The organism is Pantoea sp. EABMAA-21 (assembly GCF_030053335.1).
Lineage (GTDB): Bacteria > Pseudomonadota > Gammaproteobacteria > Enterobacterales > Enterobacteriaceae > Pantoea > Pantoea communis.
Genome location: NZ_JASGBX010000001.1, coordinates 402827 through 415628, shown reverse-complemented (window position 1 = coordinate 415628; position 12802 = coordinate 402827). Strand labels below are relative to the sequence as shown.

9 protein-coding genes are annotated in these 12802 nt (G+C 49.6%); 7 read left to right on the top strand and 2 right to left on the bottom strand.

From position 1 onward, the window contains the following. Positions 1-62: 62 nt before the first annotated feature. From galU to QMZ65_RS01900, 3 genes are read left to right on the top strand one after another with little or no spacing between them, the layout of a single operon-like run. Positions 63-971, top strand: a complete 909-nt coding sequence (gene galU, locus QMZ65_RS01910; RefSeq protein WP_034828817.1) for a UTP--glucose-1-phosphate uridylyltransferase GalU — start codon at positions 63-65, stop codon at positions 969-971. Between the two features lie 23 nt (positions 972-994). Beyond that, positions 995-2335: a UDP-glucose dehydrogenase family protein gene (locus QMZ65_RS01905; RefSeq protein WP_034828819.1), complete on the top strand. Its 1341-nt coding sequence runs from the start codon at positions 995-997 to the stop codon at positions 2333-2335. A 14-nt stretch (positions 2336-2349) separates the two neighbouring features. Beyond that, on the top strand, positions 2350-3357 hold the full coding sequence (locus QMZ65_RS01900) for an NAD-dependent epimerase (RefSeq protein WP_058959823.1): 1008 nt from the start codon (positions 2350-2352) through the stop codon (positions 3355-3357). A gap of 96 nt (positions 3358-3453) precedes the next feature. On the opposite strand, the gene hns is transcribed toward QMZ65_RS01900, so the two are convergent. Next, positions 3454-3861 (bottom strand): histone-like nucleoid-structuring protein H-NS, encoded by a 408-nt coding sequence (hns, locus tag QMZ65_RS01895; protein ID WP_283215279.1) that lies wholly within the window; start codon positions 3859-3861, stop codon positions 3454-3456. Positions 3862-4278: 417 nt separating this feature from the next. Between hns and tdk the strand changes: the two genes are divergently transcribed. Beyond that, on the top strand, positions 4279-4899 hold the full coding sequence (tdk, locus tag QMZ65_RS01890) for a thymidine kinase (RefSeq protein WP_034828884.1): 621 nt from the start codon (positions 4279-4281) through the stop codon (positions 4897-4899). 51 nt (positions 4900-4950) lie between these two features. On the opposite strand, the gene adhE is transcribed toward tdk, so the two are convergent. Beyond that, positions 4951-7629 carry a bifunctional acetaldehyde-CoA/alcohol dehydrogenase gene (gene adhE / locus QMZ65_RS01885; protein ID WP_283215278.1) on the bottom strand — a complete coding sequence of 893 codons (2679 nt, stop codon included), beginning with the start codon at positions 7627-7629 and terminating at the stop codon, positions 4951-4953. Between the two features lie 444 nt (positions 7630-8073). Between adhE and QMZ65_RS01880 the strand changes: the two genes are divergently transcribed. The 3 genes from QMZ65_RS01880 to oppA all read left to right on the top strand — a co-directional run bounded on the left by QMZ65_RS01880 (position 8074) and on the right by oppA (position 12727). Then, positions 8074-8721 (top strand): YchE family NAAT transporter, encoded by a 648-nt coding sequence (locus QMZ65_RS01880; RefSeq protein WP_058959822.1) that lies wholly within the window; start codon positions 8074-8076, stop codon positions 8719-8721. 574 nt (positions 8722-9295) lie between these two features. Beyond that, on the top strand, positions 9296-10930 hold the full coding sequence (locus QMZ65_RS01875) for an ABC transporter substrate-binding protein (protein ID WP_283215277.1): 1635 nt from the start codon (positions 9296-9298) through the stop codon (positions 10928-10930). A gap of 159 nt (positions 10931-11089) precedes the next feature. Continuing rightward, positions 11090-12727 (top strand): oligopeptide ABC transporter substrate-binding protein OppA, encoded by a 1638-nt coding sequence (oppA, locus tag QMZ65_RS01870; protein WP_283215276.1) that lies wholly within the window; start codon positions 11090-11092, stop codon positions 12725-12727. Positions 12728-12802: the final 75 nt, after the last annotated feature.

The following is a 12802-nucleotide window of genomic DNA, read 5'->3' as shown; positions in this document are numbered from 1 at the left end:
TTTCGTTTTTAAACCGACATATCAAGTATTAACTTGAACGGCCTATTAAGAGAGGTATTTAGATGTCTGCCTATAAGTCTAAAGTAAAAAAAGCGGTAATCCCGGTTGCAGGTCTGGGTACGCGTATGCTGCCTGCTACTAAAGCTATTCCAAAAGAGATGTTACCGCTGGTCGATAAGCCGCTGATCCAATATGTCGTGAATGAGTGTATTGCTGCGGGCATTAACGAAATCGTGTTGGTTACGCACTCTTCTAAAAACGCCATCGAAAACCATTTTGATACCAGTTTTGAGCTGGAATCCATGCTGGAAAAACGCGTTAAGCGTCAGTTGTTGGATGAAATCCAGTCTATCTGTCCTCCACACGTGACCATCATGCAGGTGCGTCAGGGTATTGCGAAAGGCCTTGGCCACGCAGTGATGTGTGCACATCCGCTGGTCGGTGATGAGCCGGTTGCCGTGATTCTGCCAGATGTGATCATCGATGAGTACGAATCTGACCCAACCAAAGACAACCTGGCAGAAATGCTGGCGCGTTACGAAGAAAGCGGCCGCAGCCAGATCATGGTAGAGCCGGTTGCTGATGTGACCGCTTACGGTGTCGTTGACTGCAAAGGTGCTGACCTGGCGCCAGGCCAGAGCGCGCCAATGGTGGGTGTGGTTGAAAAGCCTAAAGCTTCTGAAGCGCCTTCTAACCTCGCAGTTGTGGGTCGTTACGTGCTGTCTGCTGATATCTGGCCACTGCTGGCAAAAACCCCTCCAGGTGCTGGCGGCGAAGTTCAGCTGACTGACTCCATCGCCATGCTGATGGAAAAAGAGACCGTTGAAGCCTATCACCTGACCGGTGTAAGCCATGACTGCGGTAACAAACTGGGTTATATGCAGGCTTTCGTTGAGTATGGCGTTCGTCATCCAGTACTGGGTAAAGACTTTACTCAATGGCTGGAAGGCGCTGTAGGCAACAAAAAGTAATTCATTAAACACAGGATAATTCAATGAAAGTCACTGTATTTGGTATCGGCTATGTCGGTCTGGTTCAGGCTGCGGTGTTAGCCGAAGTCGGACATGACGTTCTCTGTATTGATGTCGATGAAAAGAAAGTCGAAAACCTGAAAAAAGGCCATATTCCGATTTTCGAACCGGGTTTGACGCCGCTGGTGATGTCTAACTATGAAGCGGGTCGCCTGAAGTTCAGCACCAATGCAGAAGAGGGTGTTAACCACGGTGTCATGCAATTTATTGCTGTGGGTACGCCGCCGGATGAAGACGGTTCTGCCGATCTGAAATATGTGACTGCGGTTGCGCGGACAATTGCAGCGCACATGAACGATCATAAAGTGGTGATCGATAAATCTACCGTCCCTGTCGGAACGGCTGATCGTGTGCGTGCAGTAATGGCCGAGACGCTGCAAAAACGTGATGTGAACATCCCGTTTGATGTGGTTTCTAACCCTGAATTCCTTAAGGAAGGGGCTGCAGTAAACGACTGCATGCGTCCTGAGCGCATCGTGGTGGGCACTGATAACGACGACGTGGTTGAGTTGTTGCGTGAGCTTTATGAGCCATTCAACCGCAATCACGATCGCATGATTCTGATGGATATCCGCAGTGCAGAGCTGACCAAGTACGCAGCGAACTGCATGCTGGCGACCAAAATCAGCTTCATGAACGAAATCTCTAACCTGGCAGAACGTCTGGGAGCCGACGTTGAGAAAGTCCGTCAGGGGATTGGTTCAGATTCTCGCATTGGTTATCACTTCATCTACCCTGGCTGTGGCTACGGTGGTTCGTGCTTCCCGAAAGACGTGCAGGCGCTGATTCGTACTGCTGAGTCGATTGGTTACACACCGCGTCTGTTGCAGGCGGTAGAAGATGTGAATGATTCACAGAAGAACAAATTGCCGAGCTTCATCAAGCGTCATTTTGGCGACGATCTGCGTGGCAAAACCTTTGCTCTCTGGGGTCTTGCGTTCAAACCTAACACCGACGATATGCGTGAAGCCTCCAGCCGTGTGCTGATGGAAACGCTATGGGAAGCGGGTGCGACCATTCAGGCATTTGACCCGGAAGCAATGGAAGAAGCGCAGCGTATTTATGGCCACCGCGACGACCTGAAGCTGACCGGTACCAAAGAAGCGGCGTTGCAAGGTGCTGATGGCCTGGTGATTTGTACTGAATGGCAGAACTTCCGTGCGCCAGATTTCGACGTTATCAAAACCGCGTTAAAACAACCCGTGATTTTTGATGGTCGTAACCTGTATGATCCGGAGCGTATCAGCAAACGCGGCTTTACGTATTACGCTATCGGCCGCGGAGCATCAATTCAAATTGTGTAATAAATGAGGGATGTATGAAGTTTTTGGTTACCGGTGCGGCAGGTTTTATTGGATTTCACGTGAGTCAGCGTTTGCTGGCCGCCGGTCACCAGGTCGTCGGTATCGATAACCTGAATGACTATTACGATGTCAGCCTGAAACAAGCGCGCTTAGACCAGATCCTCCAGCATCCCGAGTTTATTTTCCTGAAAATGGACCTGGCAGATCGCCAGGCCATTTCTTCATTATTCGAAGATCATGCATTTGATCGCGTGATCCATCTGGGTGCGCAAGCGGGCGTTCGTTATTCAATTGATAACCCACACGCTTACGCCGATGCCAATCTCATTGGCCACCTCAATATTCTCGAAGGGTGCCGCCATCATAAAGTTGGCCACCTGTTGTATGCGTCATCCAGCTCAGTATATGGGCTAAACCGAAAAATGCCTTTCTCAACGGATGACTCTGTTGATCATCCTATTTCTCTGTATGCGGCCACCAAAAAAGCCAACGAATTGATGTCGCATACTTATTCCCATTTGTACCAGTTGCCCACCACCGGTCTGCGCTTCTTTACTGTTTACGGTCCGTGGGGACGTCCGGATATGGCGTTATTCAAATTCACCCGCGCAATGCTGGCCGGTGAGCAAATTGACGTCTATAACCGTGGGCAAATGACCCGAGATTTTACTTACATTGATGATATTGCAGAAGCTATCGTGCGTATGCAGGATGTGATTCCGCAGGCTGATGAAAACTGGACCGTGGAAGCGGGATCGCCGGCCACCAGTTCTGCGCCATACCGGGTTTACAATATCGGCAACAGCCAGCCGACCAGCCTGATGACCTATATCGAGTCACTGGAAAAAGCGTTGGGCATTGAAGCGAAGAAAAATATGCTGCCGATGCAGCCGGGAGATGTGCTCAATACCAGTGCGGATACTCAGCCATTATATGATGCGATTCAGTTCCGTCCGCAAACCAGGGTTGAGCAGGGCGTGCAGAACTTTGTTGATTGGTATCGTCGCTTTTATCAGCAATAAAGACGCATTAAAAAAGGAAGCCAGCGGCTTCCTTTTTCTTACCCGGTGTAAAGTGAACTCACGTTAGCGCTATTCACAATTCGAAGCACTGGAAAATTACAGCAGGAAATCGTCCAGTTGTTTACCTTGTTCTTCAATCGCTTTTATAATCACGGCTGGTGTACGACCCTGACCAGTCCAGGTACGGTTTTCACCATTTTCATCAACGTAAGAATACTTGGCAGGACGTGCAGCACGCTTGGTTTTTCCCGGTGCTTTGGTCTCAGAAAGTGCCTGTAACAATTCGTTTGGATCGATACCATCTGCAATCAGCATCTCACGGTATTGTTCAAGTTTGCGGTTACGTTCAGCATTTTCAGCCTGCGCGTGAGTTTCTTCTTCACGACGCTCATTGACCACAACCTCGAGTTTTTCCAGCATCTCTTCCAGTGTTTCCAGAGTGCATTCCCGAGCTTGCGCGCGCAATGTACGGATATTATTAAGAATTTTAAGTGCTTCGCTCATTGTCCTAATCTCAAAATATAATAAATGGGAGTTGTTCTGCCGACTCATAATAGTGGGGCTAGAAAATAACTGCAATAGTCAGATTAAAAAGTAAAACGTTAAGTAAAAACCAGAAATCACATTGTATTACGGTTTACAAATATATTTACCGTTAGCGCTTAGATCTGAAGCCTTGATTATCCGCGTTTGCCACCGTGACGTTGTGCTAATCCTTACACTTTGGCAGTAATAATGCTGAATAAATTCTCAGCATAGATTGTCCTTTGCCAAAAAGTGCTGTTTTAACATCGATGATGAATCACGTACCTGCCATTGTCGTTAATTTGAGCAAATGATAAAAATAATGCATCGCTACAGGTTTACTTGTTTATGGTAGACTGCGCGCCATCAGATTTGTGCTGCGATGAGATTCTGCATATGGCCCAACTTTATTTTTATTACTCCGCGATGAACGCAGGTAAATCCACTGCTTTGCTTCAGTCCTCCTATAACTATCAGGAGCGCGGCATGCGCACTCTGGTGTATACCGCCGAGATTGATGACCGCTTTGGTGCGGGCAAGGTAAGCTCGCGGATTGGTCTTTCGTCTCCTGCATTTTTATATAACGCTGCGACACAATTAAATCAGGAAATAGCCAGGGAGCATGCGAAGCAACCGGTTCATTGTGTGCTGGTGGATGAGAGTCAGTTCCTGACACGTGAGCAAGTCAGGGCGTTATCGGATGTGGTCGACAATATGGATATTCCCGTATTGTGTTATGGATTACGCACAGATTTTCGCGGCGAGCTCTTTACCGGCAGTCAATATTTACTGGCATGGGCAGATAAACTGGTTGAGCTTAAAACCATCTGCCATTGCGGTCGTAAAGCCAGCATGGTATTGCGCCTTGATGCCAACGGTAAACCGTTCAGCGAAGGAGAGCAGGTGGTGATTGGCGGCAATGAGCGATATATTTCTGTCTGCCGTAAACACTATAAACAGGCGATTGATGAAGGATCGTTAAAAGCTATCTATGGTGCGCAATCTCCGCACGCTTGATTATTTAGCGATAAAAAAACCCGCCGCAGCGGGTTTTTTGTTTTTAGCCGGTTAGGCTTTTTTGGTTTTTTTCTCGATTTTCACCGTTTTATCATCGGCGGCTTCAGCCACTGGGCCTTCAGCTTCAGAGAATTCGCGGCCATAGAAGGTATCCAGCATGATTTGCTTCAATTCAGCAATCAGCGGATAACGCGGATTCGCACCGGTACACTGGTCATCAAACGCGTCGTCTGCCAGCTTATCGACTTTCGCCAGGAAATCGGCTTCCTGCACGCCAGCTTCACGGATAGAGGTTGGGATACCGAGTTGAGTTTTCATCTCTTCCAGCCATGCCAGCAGTTTTTCAATTTTCTGGGCAGTGCGGTCACCCTGTGCACTCAATCCAAGATGGTCGGCAATTTCAGCGTAGCGACGACGTGCCTGTGGGCGATCGTACTGGCTGAAAGCTGTCTGCTTGGTTGGGTTGTCATTCGCGTTGTAACGGATGACGTTGCAAATCAGCAGGGCGTTGGCCAAACCGTGCGGAATATGGAACTCCGAGCCCAGCTTATGCGCCATGGAGTGACACACACCGAGGAAGGCGTTGGCGAAGGCGATACCGGCGATTGTAGCCGCATTATGCACACGTTCACGCGCCACTGGATTCTTCGCCCCCTCACGATAGCTGGCCGGCAGGTTCTCTTTTAGCAGTTTCAGCGCCTGCAGCGCCTGGCCATCAGAGTACTCATTAGCCAGCACAGAGACATAGGCTTCCAGCGAGTGAGTTACCGCATCCAGACCACCAAACGCACAGAGTGAGCGAGGCATATCCATCACCAGATTGGCATCCACAATCGCCATATCAGGCGTCAGTGCATAATCCGCTAAAGGATATTTCTGGCCTGTGGCATCGTCAGTCACTACCGCAAATGGTGTAACTTCAGAACCGGTACCGGAAGTGGTGGTGATGGCCACCATGCGCGCTTTCACGCCCATTTTCGGGAACTTGTAGATACGTTTACGGATATCCATGAAACGCAGCGCCAGTTCTTCGAAGTGGGTTTCAGGATGTTCGTACATCACCCACATGATTTTCGCGGCATCCATCGGGGAACCGCCGCCCAGGGCGATAATCACATCGGGTTTGAAGCTGTTCATCTGCTCAGCACCTTTACGTACGATGCTGAGTGTTGGGTCCGCTTCCACCTCAAAGAACACTTCAGTTTCGATGCCGTGCGCTTTTAACACGTGAGTGACTTGATCGGCATAGCCATTATTAAACAGGAAGCGGTCAGTGACGATAAAGGCGCGCTTAGCACCGTCGGTGGCGACTTCCTCCAGGGCAATCGGCAGTGAACCACGACGGAAGTAGATAGACTTCGGAAGTTTATGCCACAACATATTTTCAGCTCGCTTGGCCACGGTTTTCTTGTTGATCAGGTGTTTAGGTCCGACGTTCTCAGAAATTGAGTTACCGCCCCAGGAACCACAGCCCAGCGTCAACGATGGCGCAAGTTTGAAGTTATACAAGTCGCCAATACCGCCTTGCGAAGCTGGTGTGTTAATCAGAATACGGGCGGTCTTCATTTTGTCGCCAAAGAAGTGCACGCGCTCGTGTTGGTTGTCCTGGTCAGTGTACAGGCAAGAGGTATGGCCGATACCGCCCATAGCCACCAGTTTCTCTGCTTTATCCACCGCATCGTAATAATCTTTCGCACGATACATCGCCAGAGTTGGCGACAGTTTTTCGTGGGCAAAGGGTTCAGATTCATCCACCAGCTTCACTTCACCGATGAGAATTTTGGTGGTCGCAGGGACGCTAATACCCGCCAGTTCAGCAATTTTTGCCGCAGGCTGACCCACGATAGCGGCATTCAGTGCACCATTTTTCAGAATGATATCCTGAATGGCTTTCAACTCTTTGCCCTGCAGCAGATAGCCGCCGTGGCTGGCGAAACGCTCGCGAACCGCATCGTAGACCGAGTCCACCACGATGACAGACTGCTCTGACGCACAAATGACGCCGTTATCGAAGGTTTTGGACATCAGGATAGAAGCGACTGCGCGTTTGATATCGGCGGTTTCATCGATAACCACTGGCGTATTACCGGCACCGACACCAATCGCCGGTTTACCGGAACTGTATGCGGCTTTTACCATGCCTGGGCCACCGGTGGCCAGAATCAGGTTGATATCAGGGTGGTGCATCAGCTGGTTGGACAGCTCTACTGAAGGGACATCAATCCAGCCAATGATGTCTTTCGGCGCACCAGCCGCAATGGCAGCTTGCAACACAATGTCGGCTGCTTTGTTGGTGGCATCTTTGGCACGTGGATGTGGTGAGAAAATGATACCGTTACGGGTTTTTAAGCTGATCAGCGCTTTAAAGATGGCGGTAGAGGTCGGGTTAGTGGTTGGGACGATACCGCAAATCAGGCCAATTGGCTCAGCGATGGTGATAGTACCGAAGGTGTCATCTGTATCCAGCACACCACAGGTTTTCTCATCTTTATAGGCGTTGTAGATATATTCAGAAGCGAAGTGGTTTTTGATCACTTTATCTTCAACGATGCCCATGCCGGACTCGGCGACGGCCATTTTGGCGAGAGGGATGCGGGCATCAGCAGCGGCGAGTGCAGCAGCGCGGAAAATGGTATCAACTTGTTCCTGACTAAAGTTGGCGTATTCACGCTGTGCCTTTTTAACACGCTCAACCAGTGCATTAAGTTCGGCAACATTTGTAACGGCCATAGTGCTCTCCTGAAGGAAGTTAAACTCTTTTAGTAAGCAAGCCTGAGTCGGAAAGTATAGTCGCGCTATGCTTATACGTTGTTCAGAGTGGCGAGTAGATTTCCGTTGCTTACTAAAAGGGTTTCCAGGATAAGATGCTGACGCCTGTATCAATAGTTTCGATGGGGTAAGATTACCCCTGATGAGGTAGGCAAATTTTGATGTGGATCAATCCGGAGCCAAGCTGACACCTTTCAGCACCCACTTTAGCAACTAAAGTAACTCATTAAGCGGTTTTAGTTGATGGAGATGACGTGAGGTGGGCGACGAGCCATCGTTCGCAGAGGAATAAACTGGAAGTAAGGGGAAATAGCAGCATATATTTCCGCTTAACCTACTGGTTTTCCCTCCGGCTTATGCACTACATTAAGCGCGATTTGAAACACTACCTTCGTGGAGCTCACCGTGAACCCCGTGCTACTTGATTTTTCCGGCTACGTTAAGTTTTTTGTCGGCTTATTTGCCCTGGTCAATCCCGTGGGGATCATCCCCGTGTTTATCAGCATGACCAGCTATCAGGCGGTCGCTGAGCGGAATAAAACCAACTTCACGGCAAATCTGGCTGTAGCGATCATTCTCTGGACCTCGCTGTTCCTCGGGGACGCTATTCTCCATCTCTTCGGCATCTCCATTGACTCATTCCGTATCGCCGGGGGGATTCTGGTGGTAACCATCGCGATGTCGATGATCAGCGGCAAGTTGGGCGAGGATAAGCAAAACAAGCAGGAAAAGTCAGAGACCGCGATTCGTGAAAGTATTGGTGTGGTGCCACTGGCCTTGCCCTTGATGGCCGGCCCGGGTGCGATCAGTTCGACTATCGTCTGGAGCACGCGTTACCACAGCTGGATAAACCTGCTCGGTTTCACTATCGCCATTGCGATTTTCGCGCTCTGCTGTTGGTTATTGTTTAGAGCTGCCCCTTTAATGGTGCGCGTTTTAGGACAAACAGGCATTAACGTGATTACCCGAATCATGGGATTGCTTCTAATGGCACTGGGGATTGAGTTTGTTGTCACCGGGATGAAGGCGATATTTCCGGGTTTGCTGAATTAATTTGTCGGTGTTTTCAGTTAAAAAATAACTTTTGTGATCCATATTGGTGCAATGGGCTAGTATTTTGCACCAATAGGGTGAGGTTATTCGCCTGGCTTAATTTGATCTGACTATCATCACTTTTGCTACTACTTTTCCTACCCGCGCCAGTTCATCAACAAATATATGTGATAATTATCACAGTATATTTCACTGCCATATTCATTTTAATCAGTAACTATTCGGAAGTTATATCACCTCAAATAACGTTTCATATTGTTAGCTGAGAGTTTGGCAGCATTAACAGTAAAATAGCGGATTACAGGGCTTTATTGGCGATAAAATCGACGAAATATTGACTTATTGCTTATAAAACATATGGTTGAATAATATTTCAGTATGAAAATTAACACTTCTCCTGTCGCGATCTACATGATAAAAGAGAATTAGCTAACATTTTTGCTGTTTAGCTTTGGCGTGCGGGCATCGGTTCTGATAATTTTCGGCTCATCACAAATTTTTTTCCTGTTCGCGACAAATGTGTACGCTTCTTGCTTACTCGCTATCAGGTTTTATTTAAGGTTGATATTTGTTGATGAAGAGCATGGTAGCGAAAAAAGTTGCGCGTACGTCTCTGGCGCTTTGTCTGGTAGGTTTTATCTCTCATAGTCAGGCGGCTGACATCCCGGCAGGGACGCAATTATCTGCAACACAGCGCATTGTCATCAATAACGGTAGTGAAGTGTCCTCGCTCGATCCGCAAAAAACGGAAGGGGTTCCCGAATCTAATGTCATCCGCAATTTGTTAGAGGGGCTGGTCGAGACCGATAACAATGGTCAGATTGTGCCTGGCGTTGCAAAGCAGTGGAGCAACCAGCAGGGGCGTATCTGGACCTTCACCCTGCGTGAAGATGCGCGCTGGAGCAACGGTGAACCCGTCACCGCGCAAGATTTCGTTTACAGCTGGCAGCGTCTGGCCGATCCGAAAACAACTTCACCCTATGCCAGTTATCTGCAAGCTGCCCATATCGCCAACATCGACGCCATATTGGCGGGCAAAGCCTCGCCGGATTCACTGGGCGTGAAAGCGATTGATGCGCATCACCTCGAAGTGACACTCACTGAGCCTGTTCCCTATTTTGTCGACATGCTGGCCCATACCGCGATGAAGCCGGTGTACCGCGCGGCGATTGAAAAATTCGGCGAGCAGTGGACCCAACCGCAGAACTATGTGGGAAATGGTGCCTACACGCTAGCTGACTGGGTAGTGAATGAAAAGATCGTTCTGAAGCGTAACCCGCAATATTGGGATAACGCGCGAAGCGTGATTGATGAGGGCGTTTTTCTGCCGATTAGCTCCGAGAACAGTGATATCAATCGCTATCGCAGCGGTGGCACAGATATGACCAACAGCGTGGTGCCACCGGATTTATTCAAGAAGTTGCAGCAGGATTTAGGTAATCAGGTCAAAGTCAGCCCTTTACTCTGCACCTTCTACTATGAAATGAACAACAAAAAGGCGCCGTTCGATGATGCAAGAGTCCGTACAGCCCTGAAGCTGACGCTTGATCGTGACATCATCGCCGACAAGATCATGGGGCAGGGGCAGATCCCCGCCTATGCGCTGACGCCGCCATTTACGCACGGCATCTCGCCTGAAGCCCCTGCCTGGTCGAAGCAAACCCAGGCCGAACGTAACGCCAGTGCCAAACAACTGCTGGCCGATGCCGGTTTTAATGCTCAGCACCCGCTGCGTTTCACGTTGTTGTATAACACCTCTGAGCAGAATAAACGGCAGGCTATCGCCGCCGCCTCGATGTGGCAAAAGAACCTCGGTGCCGAGGTGACGCTACAAAATCAAGAGTGGAAAACGCTGCTGGAGACGCGTCATCAGGCGCAATACGATGTGGTGCGCGCTACCTGGTGCTCGGACTATAACGAGCCCTCAACCTTCCTCAATATGCTGCTGAGTGGTTCCTCGATTAACACCGCGTTCTATCACAGCGATGCCTTCGATAAATTGATGGCGCAAACTCTGACGGCTGCCGATAACACACACCGTGCCGCATTGTATCAGCAGGCGGAAGCGCAGCTGGATACGGACTCACCCATCGTGCCGGTTTACTATCGGGTCAGCGTGCGTCTGGTGAAACCCTGGGTAGGCGGTTTTACCGGTAAAGATCCGCAGGATATGCTGGCATTGAAATACTATTACATAAAGAAACATTGAGTAATGTGTGGAACCGGCGCTACAGTCGGACGGCACATTAACGTGGTAAACCCTGAAGGGTGGTAGTGGTCTCTGTTCAGACAGGCAGAGATCTCCCGGAAACGGGGTACGCCGGGCAGTTCACTGACCCGGTGACGATAATAAAACTGGAGCTAAGTAATGAACAACATCACGAAAAAAAGCCTGATTGCTGCAGGCGTTCTTGCAGCAATCAGCGCACTGGCAGGGAATGCTGCTTTGGCCGCAGTGCCAGCAGGCGTTGAATTGGCAGCAAAACAGGAGCTGGTACGTGGTAATGGCGATGAAGTGCAATCGCTTGACCCGCATAAAATTGAAGGCGTGCCGGAAGACAACATCGCACGCGATCTCTACGAAGGTCTGATCATTAGCGACAGCGATGGCAAACCGATTCCGGGCGTGGCAGAAAGCTGGGAAAACAAAGATTTTAAAGTCTGGACTTTCCATCTGCGCAAAAATGCCAAATGGTCCAATGGCGAGCCAGTCACGGCACAAGATTTCGTCTATAGCTGGGAGCGTTTAGTGGATCCTAAAACCGCTTCTCCTTACGCCAGCTATCCGCAATACGGCCACATCCTGAATGTTGATGACATCATCGCCGGTAATAAACCGATCACCGATCTGGGTGTGAAAGCCATTGATGACCATACGCTGGAAGTGACCCTCAGCGAGCCGGTACCTTATTTCTACAAGCTGCTGATCAACTCCGTGATGTCACCGGTATATAAGCCTGCTATCGATAAGTTTGGCGATCAGTGGACGCAGCCACAAAACTGGGTGGGCAACGGTGCGTTTAAACTGGAATCACACGTCATCAACGAACGTGTCACCCTCGTACGTAACCCGGAATATTGGGATAACGCGCACACCGTACTGAACAAAGTGACCTTCCTGCCGATCAACTCAGAAGTCAGTGACGTGAACCGTTACTTCTCTGAGAACGGCAGTGACATCACCTATAACAACATGCCGATCGAGCTGTTCAAAAAACTGCAGCGTGATAACGGCAAAGAGTTGATGGTGAAGCCGTATCTCTGCACCTACTACTATGAAATCAACAACCAGAAAGCGCCATTCACCGATCCGCGCGTGCGTACTGCGCTGAAACTGGGTCTGGATCGCGACATCATGGTGAATAAGGTGCTGGCGCAGGGGCAGTTACCGGCGTACAGCTTTACCCCGCCAGCCACCGACGGCATGGAATTGCTGCCGCCAGACTGGTTCAAATGGGATCAGAACAAGCGTAACGAAGAAGCGAAAAAACTGCTGGCTGAAGCAGGTTACACGGCTGATAAGCCACTGACCTTCAACCTGCTGTACAACACCTCAGATCTGCATAAGAAACTGGCTATCGCCGCGTCTTCGATCTGGAAAAAGAACATTGGCGTGAACATCAAGCTGGAGAACCAGGAGTGGAAAACCTTCCTGGATACCCGTCATCAGGGCAACTTTGATGTTTCTCGTGCGGCCTGGTGTGCAGATTATAACGAGCCAACCTCGTTCCTGAACATCATGCTGTCTGATAGCAGCAGTAACACCTCGCACTATAAGAGCGCAGACTTCGATAAAGTGATCCACGACGCGGTGAAAGCGGTGGACGATAAAGCCCGTGTCGCGGATTACCAGAAAGCTGAGCAGATTCTGGATAAAGACAGCACCATCGTGCCGGTTTACTACTACGTGAATGCGCGTCTGGTGAAACCGTACGTGGGCGGTTACACCGGTAATGATCCGCTGGATAAAACCCTCGATAAAAACCTGTATATCATTAAACATTAATAGCACTCAGGCTATCGACAGTGGCGGCGCTGTAGCGCCGCCTTTTTGACTTTGTGAAGCAACAGCCTGGTAGGT

What these genes read in the sequence shown, in the direction of transcription:
- galU (WP_034828817.1), top strand. Translation starts at nt 63, where the DNA reads ATGTCTGCCTATAAGTCTAAAGTAAAAAAAGCGGTAATCCCGGTTGCA.
- QMZ65_RS01905 (WP_034828819.1), top strand. Translation starts at nt 995, where the DNA reads ATGAAAGTCACTGTATTTGGTATCGGCTATGTCGGTCTGGTTCAGGCT.
- QMZ65_RS01900 (WP_058959823.1), top strand. Translation starts at nt 2,350, where the DNA reads ATGAAGTTTTTGGTTACCGGTGCGGCAGGTTTTATTGGATTTCACGTG.
- hns (WP_283215279.1), bottom strand. Translation starts at nt 3,861, where the DNA reads ATGAGCGAAGCACTTAAAATTCTTAATAATATCCGTACATTGCGCGCG.
- tdk (WP_034828884.1), top strand. Translation starts at nt 4,279, where the DNA reads ATGGCCCAACTTTATTTTTATTACTCCGCGATGAACGCAGGTAAATCC.
- adhE (WP_283215278.1), bottom strand. Translation starts at nt 7,629, where the DNA reads ATGGCCGTTACAAATGTTGCCGAACTTAATGCACTGGTTGAGCGTGTT.
- QMZ65_RS01875 (WP_283215277.1), top strand. Translation starts at nt 9,296, where the DNA reads ATGAAGAGCATGGTAGCGAAAAAAGTTGCGCGTACGTCTCTGGCGCTT.
- oppA (WP_283215276.1), top strand. Translation starts at nt 11,090, where the DNA reads ATGAACAACATCACGAAAAAAAGCCTGATTGCTGCAGGCGTTCTTGCA.